We start from the raw sequence: 21,983 nt of genomic DNA, 5'->3' as shown, positions 1-21,983 counted from the left end.
CCTGTGCCTAACGAGCGGCGCCCAATACTGGCACCAGTGCAACGCCCAATGACTGAGGATCATGCCGTGGGCTGCCGTCCGCAACGGCGACGGGTGCCAGAACCAGCTCCGCGCCCAACTCCCGGGCCGCGGCCCGGACCGGCTCCGGCTCCCCGGCCCACTTGGCGTCGGCCAGCACGGTGTCCACCCGCAGCTGAGGCAGGTAGGCCCGGAGGGTGGCCAGGTGATCGGCTGCGGAGAGGCCGGCGGTCTCCCGGTCCGCGCTCAGGTTGAGCGTCACCAGCCGGCGCGCCGGACTCGCCACGATGGCCGCGGCCAGCTCCGGGACCAGCAGATGCGGCAGTACGCTGGTGTACCAGCTGCCCGGGCCGAAGATCAGCCAGTCCGCGGCGCGGACCGCCTCGATCGCCTCGGGGCAGGCCGGCGGGTCCTCCGGCACCAGGCGCAGCGCCTCGACCCGGCCGTCCGCCACGGCCACCGAGTGCTGCCCGCGCACCGTCACCGGCCGGTCACCGGCGACCAGCATGTCCGCCTCGATGCCGACCGCGTGCAAGGCCATCGGCAGCACCCGGCCCTGCGCGCCGACCATCTCGGCGGCGTGATCGAGGGCCAGCACCGGATCGCCGAGCATCTCGATCAGGCCGAGCAGCAGCAGGTTGCCGACCGTGTGCCCGGCCAGGGTGTCCTTGGTGCGGTCGGCCCTGCGCTCGATCCGCGGGCCCCGGGTGAGCACCCGGTCGACCGGATATGTGCCGTTGATCTCAGCGTTGGACTGGGCCGGCACGGCGGGCCGGGCGGGCTCGGCGTCCGGCATCGCCGCGAACCGGTGCTGCATCAGGCTCGCCGTACGCCGAGCGGTCGGGTGATCGGCGGCCAGTGCGGCGAGCGCCTGCCGCAGGTCGCCCGGGGGCAGCAGGGCGTCCCGCTCGACCCGAAGGCGGCCGCTGGAGCCGCCGTCGTCACCGACCGTCACGATCGCGGTGATCTCCAGCTCCAGATCGCGGGCGCAGTGCCGCAGGGCGCGCAGCGAGGCACTGAGTCCGTGCCCGCCGCCGAACGCGACCACCCGGACCGGGCCGCTCCCGCGACCGGGGGCCGTCACTCGCGCCCCAGGTCGCGGTGCGAGGTGTGCGCGGACAGGCGCATCCCGCTCAGCCGCGAGGTCAGCTCCTCGGCGATCGCGACGCTGCGGTGTTTGCCACCGGTACAGCCGATGGCGACGGTGAGGTACCGCTTGCCCTCCCGCTCGAAGCCCGGCGCGGTCGCCGCGATCAGCTGGGCGTACGTCGACACGAAGTCGGTCGCGCCCTCCTGGCCGAGCACATAGCTGCTCACCCCCTCCTCCAGGCCGGTGTGCTCGCGCAGCTCCGGCACCCAGAACGGGTTGGGCAGGAACCGGGCGTCCAGCACGTAGTCGGCGTCCGGGGGCAGGCCGTACTTGAAGCCGAAGGAGAGCACGGTGATCCGCAGCTTGCGGGAGTCCTCCCCGCCGAACAGCTCCTCGACCCGCCGCCGCAACTGGTTCACGTTGAGGTGACTGGTGTCGATGATCACGTCGGCCTGGTCGCGGGCCTCCTCGAGCAGCTTGCGCTCGGCGGCGATGCCGTCGGCCAGCCGCCCGTCGCCCTGCAACGGGTGCGACCGGCGGACCGACTCGAACCGCCGGATCAGCACCTCGTCATCGGCGTCCACGAAGACCACGCGCGGGGAGAAGCCGCGCTCCTTGAGCGCACGCACCGCGCCCGCCAGGTCGGTCGAGAAGGCCCGGCTGCGCACGTCGAGCACCATCGCGGTCCGGCGGGCCGCGCCACCGGCGGCGAAGGCCAGCTCGGCCATCTCCAGCATGAGAGCCTGCGGCAGGTTGTCGACCACATAGAACCCGACGTTCTCCAGGGCCCGGGCCACCGTGCTGCGCCCACCGCCGGAGAGACCGGTCACCACCACCAGATCGGTACCGGCCTCGTCCGGCTCGACCACCTCGTTCGATCCGAGGTCCGGCATCGCTTCCGTCACGCACGCCTCCCGCGTCGCTTCGCCCGATCCGCACGGGCGGACACAACATCCTAGGCCGTCATATGCCTCGCCGACCGCCGGACAGCCTGTCCGCTACCGGTCAGGGCTTGCCCGGCCCGCCATCGGTGTCAACGCCGGGGGCCACCGCGCGGCTTCCCCGGCCGCTCTGGCTGCTGCGAGCGATGGACCGGCCGGCACCGCCGGCCGGAACCGTGCCGGGAGCGGCCGGCTGCGCCGCCGGGCTGTCGCCGGCCGCCGGTTGGTTCAGCGCGGACAGCACCATCTCCGCCGTGCGCCGGCCGATGCCGGGCACCTCGGTGATCTCCTCCGGGGTGGCGGCGGCGAGCCGCTTGAGCGAGCCGAAGTGCCGCAGCAGCGCCTTGCGCCGGACCTCACCGAGGCCGGCGATGTCGTCCAGCGCGGAGGCGGTCATCCGCTTGGAGCGGCGCTGCCGGTGGAAGGTGATGGCGAACCGGTGCGCCTCGTCCCGGACCCGCTGGAGCAGGTAGAGCGCCTCCGAGGTGCGCGGCAGGATGACCGGGAAGTCCTCGCCGGGCAGCCACACCTCCTCCAGGCGCTTGGCCAGCCCGCACAGCGCCACGTCGGTGATGCCCAGCTCCGAGAAGACCGCAGCGACCGCGTTCACCTGCGGCTGGCCACCGTCGACCACGACCAGCTGAGGTGGGTACGCGAACCGGCGCGGCTTGCCGGTCAACGGGTCCACCCCGGGCAACTCGGCGGTAGCCGGCTCCAGGCCGTGCAGCTTGGCGTCGGCCGTCTCGTCCGCGACATCCGACTCCGGCTGGTCACGTGGCGCGTCCGCACCCTCCTGAGCCTTGAACCGGGCGAATCGCCGCCGTAGCACCTCGCTCATCGCGGAGAGATCGTCGGTCGCGTTGCCGCGGACGGCGAATCGCCTGTACTCACTCTTGCGGGCCAGGCCGTCCTCGAAGACCACCATCGAGGCGACCACGTCGGTGCCCTGAATCTGCGACACGTCGAAACACTCGATGCGCAGCGGCACTGTGTCCAGGCCGAGCGCGTCGGCGATCTCCTCCAGGGCCTTGTTGCGGGTGGTCAGGTCGCCGGCGCGGCGCAGCTTGTGCCGTTGCAACGACTCGGCGGCGTTACGGGCGACGGTCTCCATCAGCGATTTCTTGTCGCCACGCTGCGGCACCCGCAGGGTGGCCCGGCTGCCCCGGTGCTGGGTGAGCCAGTCGGCGAGGGCGTCGGCGTCGTCCGGCAGGGCCGGCACCAGCAGCTCCCGCGGCACGTCACCCTCGCCTTGCAAACCGCCGTACATCTGCGTGCAGAAGTGGTGCACCAGATCGCCGGTGGTGAGGTCCTCGACCTTCTCCACCACCCAGCCCCGCTGGCCGCGGACCCGCCCGTCGCGCACGTGAAAGACCTGCACCGCCGCTTCCAGCGGATCCTCGGCGAAGGCCACCACGTCGGCGTCGGTGCCGTCGCCGAGCACGACGGTCTGCTTCTCCATGGCCCGGCGCAGTGCCGCGATGTCGTCGCGCAGCCGGGCGGCCCGCTCGAACTCCAGCTCCTCGGAGGCCCGGAACATGTCTTTCTCGAGCCGCCTCACGAACGCGTCCGTCCGCCCGGCCATGAAGTCGCAGAAGTCGTCCACGATCGCGCGGTGCTGCTCGGCGCTGACCTGTCCGACGCACGGCGCCGAGCACTTGCCGATGTAGCCGAGCAGGCAGGGGCGGCCGATCTGGCCGTGCCGTTTGAAGACGCCGGACGAGCAGGTCCGCGCCGGGAAGACCCGCAGCAGCAGGTCGAGCGTCTCGCGGATGGCCCAGGCATGCGAATACGGTCCGAAGTAGCGCACGCCCTTGCGCTTGGCGCCGCGCATGACCTGCAACCGCGGGTACTCCTCGTCGAGGGTGACGGCGAGGAACGGGTACGACTTGTCGTCGCGATATTTGACGTTGAAGCGGGGGTCGAACTCCTTGATCCAGGAGAACTCCAGCTGGAGGGCCTCGACCTCGGTGCCCACCGTGACCCAGTCCACGCTGCCCGCGGTGGTGACCATCTGCTGGGTCCGCGCGTGCAACGACCAGACATCGGCGAAATACGAATTGAGGCGGTTGCGCAGGCTCTTCGCCTTGCCGACGTAGATCACCCGCCCGGCCGGATCACGGAAGCGATAGACGCCGGGAGCGTCCGGAATGGTACCGGGAGCGGGGCGATAGGTGGACGGGTCTGGCACAACTCCAACCCTAGTGCCTGGGACTGACAGAATTGCCCGACCGGAGGTCCGGTGCCGCCGCCACGGCGCCGGATCTCCGGCCACGTCGTCCCGGTGTCTCGGTCAGGCCGCGACCACGTTGTCGCCGTCCAGCTGGACCTTGGTCTCGGCCAGCGGCTTGGCGGCCGGGCCGGCCGTGGGAGCGCCGTCCTTGATGGAGAAGGCGCTGTTGTGGCACTTGCACAGGATCGATCCGTCGTTGACCTCGGTGACCGGGCAGCCCTGGTGCGTGCAGATCTTGCTGAATGCCTTGAAGGTGCCCTCCTCGGGCTGGGTGATCACGTAGTCGCCCTTGATCACACCACCGCCGACGGCCACCTCGGACGCCGCCACGAGCACCGTGCCCGCGTTGCCACCAGCCGAGTCGGCCTGCGCTCCGGTGCTGCCGGCCGGAACCGGGTTGCTGTCGAAGTCGGTGCCGTTCGGGTTGGTGCCGCTGGTGTCGGTGCCACAGGCGGTCAGGACCGCGCCCGCGCCGAGCGCACCGGCGCTCAGCAGGACGACGCGCCGTGTCGAGGTGCTGCCCGCTCGCTCCGGCTGAGGGTCGGCGTCGGTCCTCGTCTGCACGTCAGTCATATGTCGCCCTCCAGTACCTGGTTTCTGCTCCGAAAGTCACGCGGAGTCGCCACTAGGTACGCAACCACCACCGCGATCAGTTCACGCATCAGTCGGGATTCTCCGCCACGGGGTAGCGGCTTCGCCTGATTGGTAAGCCTTCGTCCGGCGATAGCCGAACAGGCCAACACCTGGTCGAGACTATTGCCCCGACCGGGCGTGGTAGCTATGAGTTACCTGAGACTCTCCTGTATCAGGCGGTCGCCTTGGCCCGCGACCGGGTGGCCCGCGGCCGGGTCCCGTTCACCCCGTTGGCCTTCGCCGCCCGGGCCGTCGCCGCCGGGGCGCCCTTCGCCTTGCCGGTCCGCCCCAGCATGTGCCGCAGGAACTGGCCGGTGTGGCTGTCCGGCACCTCGGCGATCTCCTCAGGTGTGCCGGTGGCCAGCACCATGCCGCCCTTGCTGCCGCCCTCGGGACCCATGTCGATCAGCCAGTCCGCGGTCTTGATGACGTCCAGGTTGTGCTCGATCGTGATCACCGTGTTGCCCTTGTCGACCAGGCCGTTGAGCACGATGAGCAGCTTGCGGATGTCCTCGAAGTGCAGGCCCGTGGTCGGCTCGTCGAGCACGTACACGGTCCGGCCGGTGGAGCGTTTCTGCAGCTCGGAGGCGAGCTTGACGCGCTGCGCCTCACCGCCGGAGAGGGTGGTCGCCGGCTGGCCCAGCCGGACGTAGCCGAGACCGACGTCGACCAGGGTCCGCAGGTGCCGGTGGATGGCCGGGAGCGCCGCGAAGAAGTCCGCGGCCTCCTCGATCGGCATGTTCAGCACCTCGGAGATGGTCTTGCCCTTGTAGTGCACCTCCAGGGTCTCCCGGTTGTACCGGGCGCCCTTGCACACCTCGCACGGCACATACACGTCCGGCAGGAAGTTCATCTCGATCTTGATGGTGCCGTCGCCGGAGCAGTTCTCGCAGCGACCGCCCTTGACGTTGAAGGAGAACCGGCCCGGGCCGTAGCCGCGCACCTTGGCCTCGGCCGTCTCGGCGAACAGTCTGCGGACGTGGTCGAAGACACCGGTGTAGGTGGCCGGGTTCGACCGCGGGGTACGCCCGATCGGCGACTGGTCCACCCCGACGACCTTGTCGACGTGCTCGATCCCGGTGACCCGGGTGTGCCGGCCGGGCACCATCCGGGCCCGGTTCACCTGGTTCGCCAGGACGGTGTGCAGGATGTCGTTGACCAGCGTCGACTTGCCCGAGCCGGAGACACCGGTGACCGCGATGAACTGGCCGAGCGGGAACGGCACGGTCAGGTTGCGGAGGTTGTGCTCGCGCGCCCCCTGCACCACCACCTCCCGCTCCGGGGTCTGCGGACGGCGGGTGGCCGGCACCGGGATCGACTTGCGCCGGGACAGGTACGCCCCGGTCGGCGACTTCTCGTTGGCGAGCAGCCCCTCGACGCTGCCGCTGTGCACGATCTGCCCGCCGTGCTCGCCGGCGCCCGGGCCGATGTCGACGATCCAGTCCGCTGTCCGGATGGTGTCCTCGTCGTGCTCCACCACGATCAGCGTGTTGCCCAGGTCGCGCAGCCGGACCAGGGTTTCGATCAGCCGGTGGTTGTCCCGCTGGTGCAGGCCGATCGACGGCTCGTCCAGCACGTAGAGCACGCCGACCAGACCGGAGCCGATCTGGGTGGCCAGCCGGATGCGCTGGGCCTCACCGCCGGAAAGGGTGCCCGCCCCGCGGTCCAGCGACAGATAGTCCAGGCCGACGTCGACCAGGAACCGCAGCCGCGCGTTGATCTCCTTGAGCACCCGCTCGGCGATCATCTTCTGCCGGTCGTCGAGCTCCAGCCCGGACAGCAGCTCGGCGCACTCGCCCACGGACAGGTTGCACACGTCGGCGATGCTCTTGCCGGCCACGGTGACCGCGAGCACCTCGGGCTTGAGCCGGGCGCCGCCGCACACCTTGCAGGGGACGTCGCGCATGTACCCCTCGTACTTCTCGCGCGACCAGTCACTCTCGGTGTCGTTGTGCCGCCGCTCGATCCACTGCACCACGCCCTCGAAGCCGGTGTAGTAGGAGCGTTCACGGCCGTACTTGTTCCGGTACCGCACGTGGACCTGGTCCTCCGCGCCGTACAGAATCGTCTTCTGCACCCGGCTGGACAGCTGCCGCCAGGGCGTGTCCAGGCTGAACTTCTCGGCCTCGGCGAGCGCCTCCAGCAGCCGCAGGAAGTACTCCTGGGTGGTGCCGCCGGCCCACGGCTGGATCGCGCCGGCGCGGAGGCTGGCCTCCTCGTCCGGGATGATCAGCTCGGGGTCGACCTCCTTCTTCGTCCCGAGGCCGGAGCACTCGGGACAGGCGCCGTACGGCGCGTTGAAGGAGAACACCCGCGGCTCGAGGTCCTCGATGGCGAGCGGGTGGTCGTTGGGGCAGGCCAGGTGTTCGGAGAACCGGCGCTCCCGCTCCGGGTCGTCCTCCGGCAGGTCGACGAAGTCGAGCAGCAGGACGCCGCTGGCCAGGCCGAGCGCCGCCTCCACCGAGTCGGTGAGCCGCTGCTTGCTGGACGGCTTGACGCTGAGCCGGTCGACCACCACCTCGATGGTGTGCTTCTCCTGCTTCTTCAGCTTCGGCGGCTCGGTGAGCGGGTGAACCGTGCCGTCGACCCGGGCCCGGGCGTAGCCCTTGGCCTGGAGCTCGGCGAAAAGATCGACATACTCACCCTTGCGGCCGCGCACGACCGGGGCGAGCACCATGAACCGGGTGCCCTCGGGCATCGCCAGGACCCGGTCGACGATCTGCTGCGGGGTCTGCCGGCTGATCCGCTCGCCGCAGACCGGGCAGTGCGGGATGCCGGTCCGCGCGAACAGCAGACGCAGGTAGTCGTAGACCTCGGTGATCGTGCCGACGGTCGAGCGCGGGTTGCGCGAGGTCGATTTCTGGTCGATCGAGACGGCCGGGGACAGACCCTCGATGAAGTCGACGTCGGGCTTGTCCATCTGGCCGAGGAACTGCCTCGCGTACGACGAGAGCGACTCGACGTAACGCCGTTGTCCCTCCGCGAAGATCGTGTCGAACGCGAGACTCGACTTGCCGGAACCGGACAGCCCGGTGAAGACGATCAGGGCGTCTCGGGGCAGGTCGAGATTGACGTCGCGCAGGTTGTGCTCGCGAGCGCCGCGAATGGTCAGTCGGTCGGCCACGGTCAGCCTCTCCGTACAGGTGTTTGAAATAGAGCAGAGCCGCGGACACTCTAGCCACGGGGTACGACATTTTCTGTCGGCCTAGGTAGAGCGCGTTCCACATGCCGGGCATTCCCCCAGATGGGACGTCACTCCGCAGGGGGAACAGGCAGCTTCCGCATGTCCCAGATCTCGACACCGCCGACGAACTGCGGCTCACCCAGCGCGTCGACCAGGGTGGCCCGCTGCACCGCGACGTTGCGCCCGTTCGGGATCAGCACCACCACCGCCGTACGCCAGTACACCAGATCCGCGGTGATCTTCTCCCGGTCGGCCTCGGTCAGCGTCGGACGCCAGCCGTACTCGCGGACCCGCCACAGCAGGTCGGAGGTGAAGCGGACCGGCGCGCGCCACGAGCCGGTGTCGTCGTGCGGCGGATCGGCCGGGCCCATGAAGTAGCCGCGCGGCGTCGCGTAGTCGAAGTTCGAGAGCGTCACCCAGCGCATCCCGGTCCGCCCGGTGGTCACCTCGGGCAGCGGCACGGTGACCAGGGTGCGGCCCTCCGGGACGTACCGCCGCCAGATCCCCTCGGTGAGGAACGGCGGCATCGGGTCCCCGGCCACCACCGGGATCGGCTTCGGGATGAGCGGCACCAGCGCCAGGACCATGCCGATCCAGAACCACCGGCGCCGCCGGGGCGGGTACTGGCGGATCCGGTCGGCGGCGAGCGCCAGCAGCACCCCGGCCACCGTGGCCGGCACCATCGCGAACCGGGTCACGCTCACCAGGTCGATCACCGGCACGTGGCTGATCAGGCCGAACGGCAGCGGGATGCCGGTGTCGTGGCCGAACACCCGCAACTCCGGGCCCATCGACATGAGCAGCAGCACCAGGCCGGCGATCGCGGCCGACCGGGCCGCCACCGAACGCCACAGCATCACCGTGGCCACAATGATCATGACCAGGCCGGCCGGGCCGAAGAACGTGTTGTCCTCGGTGGCGCTCACGCTCATCTCCCGGGTCAGCGCGCCGTAACCGGCCAGCGACTGCCGCGCGAAGAAGACCAGGGAAGCCAGGTCGGTGACGTAGTCCGACGGCGAGAACGGCTGCCCGTGATAGTTGCCGGGCCCGAAGAACTGGTACCACAGCGGGTAGGCCAGCAGCGCGAACGAGGTCGCCGCGGCCACCGCCAGCCCGGCGGTGAACCGCCGCCACACCTCGGCCACCTCGCGCGGGCGCAGCACGGTGTAGGCCAGCACGAAGACGCCCAGGGCGAGCGCCGTGAACAGCAGCGTCTCCTCGTTGATGAAGCACTGCAACACGATCAGCAGGCCGAGGATCACTCCGCCGCGAACCGTCCGGCCCGGCTCGCGCAGCCGCAGCACCTGCCAGACGATGAACGGCACGACGTACTGGTTGACGAAGTTCACATGCCCGTTCGCATGCGACACCATGGTCGGCGCGAAACCGCACCAGGCGCCGCCGATCCAGGCCGCGAGCCGGCTGCCCACCAGGTGCCGCGACAGCACCCAGTACCAGGCGAACGCGGTCCCGGCCAGGCCCGCGGTGAGCAGCACCGCGACCGACACACCGGCGCCGAAGAAGTGGGTGATCGGCGCCAGCGGCAGGCTCAGCGCGAAGATCGACGTGTTCGCCATCATGTTCACGCCGACCGGCGCGTTCAGGCGGTCGTTCCAGAACAGGTCGGCGCCGTCGAAGACCACCCGCTCGGCATGCGCCAGCACGGCCAGGAAGACGCCGTGGTCGTCGTCGTTGCCGGCCAGCACCCGGCCGTTCGGGTCGATCCACAGCTGGATCGTCACCAATACGGCCAGCGTTAGGTAGCCCAGCAGCACCCAGAGGTCGATCCGCCGACGACGGCCGGACACCGGTGTGACGGGGGCCTCCTCCGTGGTCGCCACCGGCTCCTCGATCATCTCTTCTGCCGCACGCACCGGCCGAATTCTGCCAGAGCCGCGACCGCACACCCACACGGCCGCCCAGCGCGAGGCACCCATCAACGTGCGACAACACCTTTTCCGGTACGCGTGAACGGCCGTCCCGGCCGCCCACCCCGTCCCCGCATCACCACGCGATCGGCCAGCCACACCCGGCCGCGCCGGCCGTGGCGGGACTCTTCGTCAGGCGTACCGGAAAGGGGTTTTCATCTTCCGCGCCGAGCTTTCGCGAGGCGCTCGGAGCGACGCCCGCTCTCCACCTCGATCTCGCGGCGCAGCTTGCGCCAGCTGGCCAGCCGGCGCGGCGTCAGCGTGCCGTCGGCGAGGGCGGCCTGCACCGCGCAACCCGGTTCGGCCTCGTGCCCGCAGTCGTCGAAGCGGCATCTCGCGGCCAGCTCGGTCAGGTCGGCGAAGGCCCGCTCCAGGCCGCTGCCGGTGTCCAGCAGGCCCACGCCGCGGATGCCCGGCGTGTCCAGCACCGCACCGCCGCCCGGCAGCATCACCAGGTTCCGGTAGGCGGTGGTGTGCCGGCCCTTGCCGTCCACGTCGCGGATCGCCTGCACCGGCATCACCGTCGCGCCGGCCAGAGCGTTCGCCAGCGTCGACTTGCCGGCGCCGGAGCGACCCAGCAGCGCACAAGTGCGCCCGGGCGCGACATATCGGCGCAGTTGGTCGACGCCGATGCCGCGTTGCACGCTGACCGGCAGCACCGGCACGCCCGGCGCGATCCCGGCGAGCTGCCGGGCGACCGCGTCCGGGTCGCGGCTCGTGTCGCTCTTGGTGAGCACCAGCACCGGCTCGGCGCCGGACTCGAAGGCCAGCGCGAGCAGTCGCTCGATCCGCGCCTCGTCGGGCTCGGGATGGATCGGCTCGACCACCGCGACGGTGTCCATGTTGGCGGCCAGCACCTGGCCGGAGGCGTCCTTGTCAGCGGTACGGCGGATCAGTACGGTCCGGCGCGGCAGCACCATCTCGCACGTGGTCCGCCGGTCCGGCCATCGGCGCAGCACCACCCAGTCACCGGCGCACGGCAGCCCGGCCGGATCGCGGGCGGCGTCGATCAGGACGCAGCCGCCGAGGCTCGCCCGGGTCACCCCGTCGGCGGTCAGCACGGTGCTGATGCCACGGTCGGCGCGCAACACCCGGCCCGGGACGGCGTCGGTACGGTCGAACGGCCGGTACGCGGATGCGAAAGTCTCGTCCCAGCCGAGCTGGGACAGGTCGTACGACATGAAAGCCCTTTACGGTCGAGGGGACACGCCCGTCAGGCGAAAGCCCCCTGGTGAAGGGACGCGGCGATCTCGAACAGCACGTTCCTCACCTCCCCGCGGGTTCGGTCTTTTCGCGTCTGGCAACGACGGTACGGTCCACGACATCGAGGCGAAAGCGAATTCCGCCGGCGCCCGATAAGGTCGATCCGTGACTGTGTTCGCCATCTCCTGCCCGCCTGCCCGCCGCCTGCGAGGTCGCCGGTCATGACCATCGACCCGCTCGTGCTGATGACCGACGTGGAGGCGGCGACCGAGGCCCTGCTGCGCACGGCGGAGGGCCTGGACGACGGCGCGGTGCGCGAGCCGTCGGCGCTCCCGGGCTGGACCGTCGGACACGTGCTGACCCATGTGGCGCGCAACGCCGAGGCGTACACGAACATGCTGACCTGGGCACGCACCGGCGTGGAGACCCCGGCGTACGCCGGGCCCGCTGCCCGCGAGGCCGGCATCGAGGCCGGCGCCGGACGGCCGCTCGCCGAGCAGATCGCCGACATCCGCGACGCGCACGCGCGGTTCGCCGACGCGGCCGCCGCGATGCCCGCCGCCGCATGGGCCTTCCAGCTGCCGCCACCGATCGGCCAGTCCGCCGCCGGGGTGCCGTGGGCGCGGCTTCGCGAGGTCGAGGTGCACCACGTCGACCTGGGTCGCGGCTACACACCGGCGGACTGGTCGGACGCGTTCGCCGTGCGGCTGCTCCGCGAGATCGTCACCGCCGCTCCCGAGGGGTCGCCGGCCATGGTGCTGCGCCCGTTCGGGCTGGAGCATCCCCTGGTGATCGGCGCCGGGGACGGCCCGGTGGTCGGCGGACCGACCAAGTCGATCGCCGCCTGGCTGGCCGGCCGCGCCGACGGCGCCGACCTGACCGTCTCGCCGGACGGCGAGCTACCGATTCCCGCGAGGTGGAAATGAGCGACGACTACACCGGTGACGTCCGGGCCGGCGGAGAGCCCGCGGTCCGCGCCCTCGGCGACGACCTGACCCTCACCAAGGTGTCGGTCGGCCCGATGGACAACAACGCCTACCTGCTGCGCGCCGGTTCCGAGCAGCTGCTCATCGACGCCGCCAACGACGCCGCGACACTGCTGGACCTGATCGGCCCGGCCGGCTTGCGGACCGTGGTGACCACCCACCGGCACCAGGACCACTGGGTCGCGCTGGCGGAAGTGGTGAAGGCCACCGGGGCGACCTCACTGGCGCACGCGGACGACGCTCCGGCCATCCCGGTGGTGACCGACACCCTGCGCGACGGCGACGTCGTCGAGGTCGGCGGCCACGCTCTCGAGGTGATCCATGTGGTGGGGCACACGCCGGGTTCGGTGGTTCTGGCGTACCGGCAGCCGGGCGGGCGGGTGCACCTGTTCACCGGCGACAGCCTCTTCCCCGGCGGGGTCGGCAACACCCGGGGCAACAAGGACAACTTCACGTCTCTGATCAACGACGTGGAGCACAAGCTCTTCGACCGGTTCGGCGACGACACCTGGTTCTATCCCGGCCACGGCAAGGACTCCACCCTCGGCACCGAGCGTCCGCACCTGGCCGAGTGGCGCGCCCGCGGCTGGTGACTCATGCCCGGGGAGACCGGGACGCCTACCTCGTCCCGGTCTCCCCGTCCTGCCTCAGCCGTGACCGGGCTGAGCGTCCTTGGTCACCGTGATGCCCGCGGCGAACTCGACGACCTGCTCACCGGTCCAGCCGAGACCGTCCCAGACCTGCACCTGCAGGCGGGGACCGGACTTACGGTCGACGAAGAGGGTCCAGCCGTCGGTCTGGTCCTCCGCCTTCTTCAGCACGCCGCGGTCCTTGCCGACCTTCACCACCTCGCCCTTCGGCGTCGCAGTGTCGTCGACCGACTGGAGCATCACGGCGACCTTGCCCTCGAAGCTGTTCACCTCCTGGTCCGCGATGCCGATCGGCGCCAGGGTCAGCACCGCCTCGGTCACGCCCTGGACCTCCCAGCCGGCCGGGACCTTGTCCAGGATGAAGCCCTTCGGCTGCTTGCCGGTGTAGGACTTCAGCTCGATCTTCGGGGCGGCGTCCCCGGTGGTGGCCGAGGGTCTGGCCGGGACGGTCGCCGGCGCGATGGCCTGCGGCTGCGCGGGGGTGACGGATGCCGGCGAGCCGGCGGTGGTGAAAGTGAACGCCGCGGCGATCGCGGCCACGGCGAAGACCGAACCGGCGGCGGACTGCGTCACACGACGGCGGCGCAGGGCCCGGCGGCCCCGGTACAGGTCGGCCTCGATCTGGTCGGTAGTCGGTTCGTTGACTGGGCCGGCGATCCGCTCCAGCCCGTCATACAGGTTCTGCATTTGATGATTCTCCTGGTCAGCGCAGTGCGAAGGACGGGTTCTGGCCGATGACCGCGCGAAGCCGGTCCAGGGCCCGGGCGGTCTGGCTCTTCACCGTTCCCTCGGAACAGCCGAGGGCGTCGGCGGTGTCGGCGACGTCGAGGTCGTAGAAGTAGCGGAACACCAGAGCGGCCCGCATCCGTGGCGGCAACTGGGTCAGGGCCGCGCGCAGCCCGTCCTCCAGATCACCGGGCACGGCCTCGGCCACGGCGTGGTCCGGAACCTCGGCCATCGGCCGTTCCCGGCGCCGCCACCACCGCCGCCGCTCGTCCGTCAACGCGTTGACCAGCACCCGGCGCAGATATCCGTCGGGGTTGTCGGCCCGCTGGAACGCCGGCCAGGCGACGTACAGCTTGGTCAGTGTGGACTGCACCAGGTCCTCCGCCAGGTGGGCGTCGCCCGCCGTGAGCAGAGTCGCCGTACGCACCAGTCCGGCACGCCGGGTCACCACGAACTGGTGGAATTGCTCATCCCGCTCGTTCTTCACACGAGCCCCTCCTTCGCTCTCACACCTCCCTGACGACTGCCGTCCCAGTGGGGTTGCACGCGCGTCAAGAAGCGAAGGTACGCGGTGTCCTCTCGTCAGCCGGGCACACGCTCGTACGACGATGTGCTTAGGTCCGCTACCGCGGCCGCGGCCGACGGAAGCGTGAGGATGAAGCTCGACCCGCGGACCGGTGCGGGGCGGTACCGGACGTCACCGTCATTGGCGCGGGCGAGTTCGCGGACGATGTAGAGGCCGAGACCCGTGCCGGCTACCTTGCCGGCGGTGGGCTCCGCCCGGGCGAAACGGTCGAACAGGTGGTCGCGGAACTCCGGTGGCACGCCGGGACCCTCGTCGCGGATCTCGATGGTGACAACCGGCCGGTCCTCGCCCCCCGCCTCGTCGGGGCCCTGGACGATGATGGCGGTCACCCCGCCGCCGTACTTGGCCGCGTTGCTGACCAGGTTGGTCAGGATCTGGTCGAGATGGCTGGGCTGTACCTCCGCGTTCAGGTCCCGCGGGCAGCTGACGGCCACGCCGGTAGTGCCGGTGGCGGCCAGTACCGCCTCGACATGGTCGGCCACGCGGACCACGCTGGGCGTGGCGGTGAGCCGGCCGGCATCGAGGCTGACCAGGGCGAGCACCTCGTTGACGATGGTCGCGAGCCGCTGCGTGGTCCGGTACACCTTGGCGACCACGTCGTGGTCCTGCGGGGCCAGCGTCTCCTCCGCCAGGAGCAGGTCGAGGTTGCCGAGAATGGTCGCGAGTGGATTGTTGATCTCGTGGCCGAGCATGCCGATCAGATCGGCCTTGAGCTGGTTCGCGGCCTCCAGCTCCTGATTGCGATCGGCCAGTTCGAGGTGCGCCGCGTCCCGGGCGGCCTCGGCGGCCTTCCGGCGGCTGATGTCCTGGAAGAAGCTGACGAGGTGGGCGGGCCGGCCGGCCTCGTCGGGTACGGCCGAGACGGTGACGCGTACGTCGAGACGGCGACCGCCGGTGCGGAGCAGGACCAGCTCTCGGTCGATCAGCCTCTGCCGGCCGGAGGCGACGGCCTCGAGGTCGCGGCGGTGAGCCGCTCGGTCAGCCGGTTCGAACTGATCGGCCAGCTTCTTTCCTTCCAGTTGCCTCAGCGTCCGGCCGGTCATCACCAGGAAGGACGGGTTGGCCTCCTCGATCCGGTCGTCGAGGCCGTGGATGACCTGGCCCACGGCGGCATGTTCGAAATGCGACCGCAGGCGGCGCTCGCTCTTCGCGAGGCGGCCGTTGGTGGCGGCGAGATCGGCAGTGCGTGTCCGCACCGTGTTCTCCAGCGAGTCGTAGAGCAGGGCGTTGTCGAGCGAGACCGCGAGTTGCCCGGCCACGAGCTGAACAGCCGCCAGGCGATCGGTGGAGAACACTCCCCGCTGCCGGTGGTTCTCCAGCACCAGGACCGCACCTTCGACGTTGCGGCTCGGGATCGGAACCACCAGCAGCGCACACGTGCCGAGCCCGGCGAAGTACGGGTCGCGGGCGAACCGGTCGTCCCGGGTCGCGTCCGCTACCAGCAGCGGTTGCCGGGTTCGGAGCACGTACCGCACGGCGGACAGCGGGAGCCGGGAGTCACCGGTACGCGCGCCGGCCTCCGGATCGGTCACCGCCTCGGCGCCGGACGAAACCGGCCCGGGGCCGGCGATCGCGGTCATGTACCAGCTCGACATCTTCCGATGGCGCAGCGCGAGGCGTACGTCGGTCGCCCCGGTCATGGCGCTCAGCACGTCTCCGACCTGAGCCTCCAGCCCGGCCAGGGAGGTCTGCGAGCTGAGCGCCTGGGAGGCCCTCAGGATCCCCATGAGGTCGATCCGATCGGTGCCGGATCCACTGTCTGAACCGTTGGTCACGACGACGCGCAGGAACGGATGCTCGGTCTCCAGCTGGGCCAGCCGGCCGTCGGCCCCCCATGCCCGGTACGTATCGCGCGCCTCCACCAGGAGCGAGCGTGCCGTGTAGGTGAAACCCTGGCCGAGATGGAATCGCGCGGCCCGTTCGGCGAGCAGGGCACGGTGCCACGGACGCCCGGCGACCTCGTGCAGACCGGCGTCGAAATGGCGGGCCGCCGCGGCCGGGTCGCCCAGCGCCCATTCGCGCTCGGCGTCGACGAGTCGCAGCAGTGGCCCGAAGTTGCGCGGCGAGTCGGCGGCGCGTCGCGCGAGCCACTCACGGGCGTCAGCCAGTTCGGCGATGCTGTCGGCATCGCTGCCCTCGCCCTGCTCACGAAGCCGGGCGGCGAGGCTGAGGCAGCGTATGAAACGGGCGAGCGCGGATACGTAGAACCCGCGGACCGCCCTGCTGTGTGCCATCGCCGCAGCGGAGTGGCGATCCAGGGCGTCGGCGTCGTGGAAGAGCAGTGCGCCGAGCGCCCGGTTGATGTGGTACGTCGCCAGCGACGGCGGGTAGGACCTCAGCTCGTCCAGGACGGCAACCTCGTCGAAGTCCCCGCTGGCGAACAATCCCGGTCCGGCCGTCTCCCCGCGGAGAGCGCGGACCAGTTGCCGGCTTCCGAGGATGGTGCATCTCGCCGACCGGTTGCCGGTGCGCTCGGCGAAGGCCAGTGCGGCGCTGATCTCGTCGGCGCACGTCTCCAGGGAGTCGGTGGTTTCCAGGACCACGGTCAGCAACCTGGCGGAGAGCAGGCCCGCGACCTGGACGTCACCCGCGGCCAGCAGGTCGTCGCGGGCCTGCTGCGCGATCTCGCCGATCTCCTCCAGCGGTTCGAACCAGTGCGCGGCCAGGAACAGGTGCATGTACCAGGCGATCCCCGTCTCCGCCTGATAGCCGCGTTCCCGCCCCACCGCGACGACGTACCGGGTCAGCAGGTAACCGGTGTGGTAGTCGTCGTACTGGTCGATCGTCACGCAGATGGCGGCGCCGACAGTGCCGATCACCGGAGCGCACACCCCGTCCCGCTGCCACAGTCGGTATGCCTGAAGTACGAGCCAGGCGTGCAGCAGCGGGTCGCGCTGGAAGGCGGCGGGGAGCAGCCGGTTGATGAGGCGGCCGACCGCCAGAATCCGCGGGTCCGTTGCCTCCGCTGCCCGGTGACCTTGCTCACCGGCGGGCGCCAGCACCCGGTTGACCCATTCGCGCAGCTCGGCGGTTTCCTTGCGGACGTCCGACGCCAGGTCGTCCGGTAGCTCGATTCCGAACCGGTGCAGCACCTCCAAGCCCAGGGCGATGGCGGCGCGGCACTCGCCCCGCTGGGTGAGGCTGTTGATCTGGATCGCGGTGGCGTCGGCCAGCGTGAGCAGGGCCGGTGAACGGGCCGCCAGATCCCGGTAGATCTGGTCCGCCTCGGCGAGCCGGCCGGTGCAGTAGAGCGTCGCGTGCCGGTCCACCGCGATGGCATTGCGGGCCGGCGCATCACGGCTTCCCGGTATCGAGTCGAGAAGCCGGCCCGCCGCGTCGAGCAACTCGTCGGCCACCGGATAGTTCGTCATCTGGGCCGTACGCCGGCCGGCAGCGTGCAGCAGGGCGGCCGCGGATCGTCGCTCCCTCGGCGTTTGCACCAGGCTCGTCACCGCGAGGTACTGCTCGGCGGCCTCCTGCTGGTAATCCGCGCACCGGGCCAGCCGCCGGGCCATGGCCAGCTGTAACCGATCCTGGTCGTCGCGCGGCAGGATCTCCCGGGCGGCCCGGTGGATGAGGTCGTGCCGGAACTGGACGGTTCCCGCGCCGGACACCGCGATCAGGCCGTCGGTGATCGCGGGAGCCAGTTGCTGGATGAGAACCGTCCGGGGTGCTGCCACCGCGGCGGCGAGGAACTCCGGGCGGACCTCACCACCGAGGCAGGCGAGGGCGGCCGACAACCGGCGGGTCGCGCCCGGCTGCTGTTTCAGTCTCGCCGCCAGCATTTGCGGGACGCGATGGCGGGAGACGAACGCGCGTACGGCGTCCGGGTCCCACCACCAGCCCTCCTCCGCGAGAGCCAGCAGGCCCTCCGCACGCAGCGCGTTCAGCACTTCGACCGTCCCGTACGGATTGCCACCGCTGCCGGCCTCGAGTGCGGTCGCGAGGCCGGACGCCGACTCCGGCGTCATACGCAGCACCGCGCCGGCCAGCTCTGCCAGACCATCACGGCTCAGGTTGGTGAGCCGCACCGGCGGTCCGGCCTGGCCGTCGCGTTGCCAGCGCGCGGCGAGGGAGGTGAGCGGATGCTCCCCGCTCACCTCCTCGTCCCGATACGTGGCGAGGAGGAGGAAGCCGGGTATCGGCCCGGCACAGACGATGGCGTCCAGAATCTGAAGTGACACGCTGCCCGCCCACTGCAGGTCGTCCAGGACGAACACGATCCGGTGGCGGACCGCGAGGGCCCGGAGCAGGGCGACGACCGTGGCGCCGGCTCGGGTCGGAGCAGCCGCCGGGTCGCCGGACTGCGGCGGGTCCTGACGGCCGATGAAGGCCGCCAGCTCGGGAATCGCAGCTGTGGCGACCGCGGCGTTGGGTCCCAGAGCGGTGAGGAGCCGCTGCCGGTCGTCAGCCGCCTCCGGCTCCGGCTCCGCGAGCAGCAAGCGGCCCAGCAAGCACACTGCCCGGGTTATGCCGCCGCTGCCCGTACCGGTGCGGAACTGGTCGAACTTGCCGGCGACGAACCAGCCTCCGCGTTCGGTGACCGCCGGGCGGAGAGTTTGCACGAGTGCGCTCTTGCCGATTCCAGGCGGGCCGGTGACCAGCATGGCCGGGCCGTCGCCGGTGAGCGCCCGGTCCAGTGCTCCGGCCAGCAAGCGGATCTCCCGGTCGCGACCGACCAGCCGCGCGGGTGCGGACAGAAAGGCCGGGAAGTCACGTTCGCCCAGCCGCCACTGGCCGTCCGGGTCGGTGGCGCAACGCGCGAGATCGTGCGCCAGCCCTTCAGCGCTCTGGTAACGGCAGTCCGGATCCTTCTCGAGCAACCGCATGATGATCTCGCTGAGCCGGCGTGGGACGTCGGAGCGCCGGCCGGCCGGCGCGACAGGCACTCGCACCAGGGTGTCGCGGACGACTTCAAGGGCGTCGTCGCCGGGAAAGGGTGGCGTGCCGACTGCCAGCGCGTAGAGGGTGGCTCCCAGACCGTAGAGGTCGGCACGGCAGTCCACCGCGAGCCCGGTCCGGCCGGTCTGCTCCGGCGCCAGGTAACCCAGCGTGCCGATCAGCCCGCCAGCCGATGCGGGGTCGGCTGCCGGCGAGTCGACCAGGGCCAGGTCATAGTCGATGAGCACCGGCCGCCCGGTGGACGGCAGGATGACATTGGCCGGGGTGACGTCGCGATGGACCACGCCGGCCCGGTGCACCGCTGCCAACGTGGCTGCCAGTTCCCGGGCGGTCTGGACGAGGCTGGCGATCGGCAGGCGGGTGTTCACCGGTGTGCTGGCGTCGTCGTCCTCGACGATCAGCAGCTGACGGGCCTGGTGGGCAGCGAGCCGGGGTACGCCCGGGATACCGGCGAGGCGTCGCAGCACGGCCTGCTCGTGTTCGATACGCCGCACCGCGCCGGAACCCGTGGCCCGCTTGCAGACGACGGTTCCGTGGCCGTCGAGTGCGATCCGGCGATAGACCCGAGTCCGGTGGCTGGTATACAGCACCTCCTCGCCCACAGTTGCATAATGCCCCTTGTGCCATGATTTTTCTTATTTATCCGGCTGGGTGGCTTCCTCGGAGATGACCTGTTCCAGCCCGGCTTCGCACCGAACAACCCTGAAGGATCATCGATGCCCGCTCCGATGGCTACGCTGGCGGAAGCCCTCGAGCACTGGAGGTAGCGGTGAACCTGCGACATGATCCGTCCCGCTGGGGGTTCCCCCCGCCCAACCAGCCTCCCGAGTGGCAACCGCATCTGCCCGGCGGGCCCGGGCTGCCCGGGTGGCTCGAGGAGCGGCTCTTCGACCAGCGGATCGTGATGCTCCGCGGGCAGCTCACCAACGAGGCGGCGACCGGCATCGCGGCGGCGCTGCTCACCCTCGACTCGGCCGGCCCGGAGCCGGTGCAGCTGCACGTGGCGAGTCCGGGCGGCGACCTGAGCGCGGCGCTGTCGGTCATCGACGTGATCGACGCACTGACCGCCCCGGTGCACGCCCTGGTCACCTCCGAGGCGGGTGGGGCGGTGCTGGCGGTCCTGGCCGCGGCGGATCGGCGGGCGGCGTACCGGCACGCCCGGTTCAAGCTCGCCGAGCCGCGCGCCGGCGGCGTCACCGGTACGGCGGACGAGGTGGCCGCCGCCGCCGGGCAGCACCTGCGCGAGCTGGAGGAGGCGGTGCTCCGGCTGGCCGAGGTCACCGGGAAGCCACGCAGCCGGATCGAGGACGACCTCTCGTCCGGCCGGAGCCTGAGCGCGGCCGAGGCCCTGGAGTACGGGCTGATCGACGAGGTGGTCGCCCCGAAAGGCCGCTGACGCAAAACGGGCCCCGGTTCGCACCGGGGCCCGTTTCGATCGATCAGGTGTTACAGCGCGACCTTCACACCCATGGAACGGGCGGTGCCGGCGACGATCTTGATCGCGGCGTCCAGGTCGTTCGCGTTGAGGTCGGGCAGCTTACGCTCCGCGATCTCCTTGACCTGGGTCGCGCTGAGCGTCCCGACGGTCGTGGTGAGCGGGTTCGCGGCGCCGGACTGGATGCCGAGGCTCTTCCGGATGAGGAAGCTGGTCGGCGGCGTCTTGTAGGCCAGCGTGTGGCTGCGGTCCTCGTAGACCGAGACGATGACCGGGATGATCTCGCCCCGGTTCTTCGCGGTGGCCTCGTCGTACTCAACCTTGACGGCACGCATGTTGGCACCGGTCGGGCCAAGCATCTTACCGAGGTCGACCATCGCGGCGTTACCCGCCTCAAGCGCGAGGGTTACCTCATGGGTCTTCTTCTTGGGAGGCATTGGGTAAGGCTCCTTAGGGTGAGCTGCGGGCCGAGACAACGCAGCTCGCCAGCATCAACGACACACGACAACCCCGAGACCTTACTACCGCCCTGACGAGAGGGTCAAAACGGCTCAGTAAGCGGGGTCTCGGGTCCGCCGACCAGTGTAGCTCGCGGTCCGGGTCGCCCCGGGACCGCCCCGGCTCAGTACCGGTCGCAGTCGCAATCCCGCATGTTCGCCCGGATCAGGTGGACGTAATCGGGGTTGGACAGCTTCTTGTTGTTCAGAAACGCCGCCTCGGTCTCTCCGTAGCCCATGTTGTAGCCGTCGATCACCAGGTTCAGTAGGCACGGCGAGGAGTCGGAGGCGCACTTCGAGGTGCTCAGGTCGTACTTCTTCTTGAAGTACTTCTCGCCGAAGTACTTGGTGAGCCAGGCCAGCTGGTTCGCCCCGATGATCGCGTTCTGCCGGTAGTCCCGGAAGTCGTAGGACTTCTCGAAGCGCTGGTTGATGAAGGCCTCGGTGTCCGGCATCACCTGCATCAGCCCGAAGCCGCCGTCGCAGTTCTCGATGTTCGAGGTCCAGCCGCTCTCGTGCCAGGCGACCGACCGCACCAGGTCGGCCGGCACCTTGAGGGTCGGCGCCGACCCCGGCCAGTAGGTCTTGGCCGCTGCCGCGTTCAGCGCCGCCTTCGCCTTCGCCTTGGAGACCGCCTTGCCGACCAGCTCGGCGCACTCCGGCAGCTGGAAGTTGAACGGGTCCTCGGTGGGCGTGGTCGCGCTCGGCTTCGGCTTCTTCGGCTTCGTCTTGGACGGCGTCGGGGACGGCTCCGCGGTGGGCTCCTCCGTCGGCTCCTCCAGGAGTTCCGTCGAGGTTGGCACGTCGCTCGGCGTCGCGGCCACCGGCGCCGGCGCCGCCGTGTCCGCGTCGCCTCCGCCGACCACGCCGCAGCCGGACGCCACCATCAATGCGATCACCGCTACAGCGAGACGCGTCTTCATCGATGCGAACCTCCCCCGTAAAACATCGATGAGGAACGTTAACAGCAGCTG

At 70.5% G+C, this 21,983-nt stretch carries 15 protein-coding genes; 3 read left to right on the top strand and 12 right to left on the bottom strand.

Annotation, left to right across the window (positions count from 1 at the left end):
- Positions 1-7 precede the first annotated feature (7 nt).
- From I4J89_RS19165 to rsgA, 7 genes are all read right to left on the bottom strand, one after another.
- On the bottom strand, positions 8-1,102 hold the full coding sequence (locus tag I4J89_RS19165; protein WP_196415354.1) for a gluconeogenesis factor YvcK family protein: 1,095 nt from the start codon (positions 1,100-1,102) through the stop codon (positions 8-10).
- On the bottom strand, positions 1,099-2,001 hold the full coding sequence (rapZ, locus tag I4J89_RS19160; RefSeq protein WP_196415483.1) for an RNase adapter RapZ: 903 nt from the start codon (positions 1,999-2,001) through the stop codon (positions 1,099-1,101). The genes I4J89_RS19165 and rapZ overlap by 4 nt, the downstream gene beginning before the upstream one ends.
- 112 nt (positions 2,002-2,113) lie before the next feature.
- Positions 2,114-4,237, bottom strand: coding sequence for an excinuclease ABC subunit UvrC (gene uvrC, locus I4J89_RS19155; RefSeq protein WP_309238370.1), 2,124 nt, complete (start codon positions 4,235-4,237; stop codon positions 2,114-2,116).
- Positions 4,238-4,339: 102 nt separating this feature from the next.
- Positions 4,340-4,852 (bottom strand): Rieske (2Fe-2S) protein, encoded by a 513-nt coding sequence (locus I4J89_RS19150; protein WP_196415353.1) that lies wholly within the window; start codon positions 4,850-4,852, stop codon positions 4,340-4,342.
- A 232-nt stretch (positions 4,853-5,084) separates the two neighbouring features.
- Positions 5,085-8,036, bottom strand: a complete 2,952-nt coding sequence (uvrA, locus tag I4J89_RS19145; protein ID WP_196415352.1) for an excinuclease ABC subunit UvrA — start codon at positions 8,034-8,036, stop codon at positions 5,085-5,087.
- Between the two features lie 128 nt (positions 8,037-8,164).
- The gene (locus tag I4J89_RS19140; protein WP_309238369.1) at positions 8,165-9,970 is read right to left on the bottom strand and encodes a hypothetical protein; all 1,806 of its coding nucleotides are present in this window, start codon (positions 9,968-9,970) and stop codon (positions 8,165-8,167) included.
- A 209-nt stretch (positions 9,971-10,179) separates the two neighbouring features.
- The gene (rsgA, locus tag I4J89_RS19135; protein ID WP_196415351.1) at positions 10,180-11,205 is read right to left on the bottom strand and encodes a ribosome small subunit-dependent GTPase A; all 1,026 of its coding nucleotides are present in this window, start codon (positions 11,203-11,205) and stop codon (positions 10,180-10,182) included.
- A 243-nt stretch (positions 11,206-11,448) separates the two neighbouring features.
- On the opposite strand from rsgA, the gene I4J89_RS19130 reads away from it, so the two are divergent.
- Entirely contained in the window at positions 11,449-12,153 is a 705-nt protein-coding gene (locus I4J89_RS19130; RefSeq protein WP_196415350.1) for a maleylpyruvate isomerase family mycothiol-dependent enzyme, read from the top strand.
- The gene (locus I4J89_RS19125) at positions 12,150-12,806 is read left to right on the top strand and encodes an MBL fold metallo-hydrolase (RefSeq protein ID WP_196415349.1); all 657 of its coding nucleotides are present in this window, start codon (positions 12,150-12,152) and stop codon (positions 12,804-12,806) included. Before I4J89_RS19130 ends, I4J89_RS19125 begins: the two co-directional genes overlap by 4 nt.
- A 54-nt stretch (positions 12,807-12,860) precedes the next feature.
- On the opposite strand, the gene I4J89_RS19120 is transcribed toward I4J89_RS19125, so the two are convergent.
- From I4J89_RS19120 to I4J89_RS19110, 3 genes are all read right to left on the bottom strand, one after another.
- Positions 12,861-13,550: a hypothetical protein gene (locus I4J89_RS19120; RefSeq protein WP_196415348.1), complete on the bottom strand. Its 690-nt coding sequence runs from the start codon at positions 13,548-13,550 to the stop codon at positions 12,861-12,863.
- A 16-nt stretch (positions 13,551-13,566) separates the two neighbouring features.
- Entirely contained in the window at positions 13,567-14,076 is a 510-nt protein-coding gene (locus I4J89_RS19115) for a SigE family RNA polymerase sigma factor (RefSeq protein WP_196415347.1), read from the bottom strand.
- Between the two features lie 95 nt (positions 14,077-14,171).
- Positions 14,172-19,679, bottom strand: coding sequence for an AAA family ATPase (locus I4J89_RS19110; RefSeq protein WP_196415346.1), 5,508 nt, complete (start codon positions 19,677-19,679; stop codon positions 14,172-14,174).
- 167 nt (positions 19,680-19,846) lie between these two features.
- Here I4J89_RS19110 and I4J89_RS19105 point away from each other — a divergent pair, with 167 nt between their 5' ends.
- Complete coding sequence (locus I4J89_RS19105) at positions 19,847-20,473, top strand: ATP-dependent Clp protease proteolytic subunit (protein ID WP_196415345.1); 627 nt, start codon at positions 19,847-19,849, stop codon at positions 20,471-20,473.
- Positions 20,474-20,523: 50 nt separating this feature from the next.
- Here the strand turns inward: I4J89_RS19105 and I4J89_RS19100 are convergent, their stop codons facing one another.
- Both I4J89_RS19100 and I4J89_RS19095 read right to left on the bottom strand, forming a co-directional pair.
- On the bottom strand, positions 20,524-20,949 hold the full coding sequence (locus I4J89_RS19100) for an uL11 family ribosomal protein (RefSeq protein ID WP_196415344.1): 426 nt from the start codon (positions 20,947-20,949) through the stop codon (positions 20,524-20,526).
- Between the two features lie 185 nt (positions 20,950-21,134).
- Positions 21,135-21,932, bottom strand: coding sequence for a transglycosylase SLT domain-containing protein (locus I4J89_RS19095; RefSeq protein ID WP_196415343.1), 798 nt, complete (start codon positions 21,930-21,932; stop codon positions 21,135-21,137).
- Positions 21,933-21,983: the final 51 nt, after the last annotated feature.

Origin of the sequence: Actinoplanes aureus (assembly GCF_015704865.1) — a bacterium.
Taxonomy (GTDB): Bacteria; Actinomycetota; Actinomycetes; order Mycobacteriales; family Micromonosporaceae; genus Actinoplanes; species Actinoplanes aureus.
The sequence above is the reverse complement of the archived record's forward strand: the minus strand, read 5'-3'. Positions and strand labels throughout refer to the sequence as shown.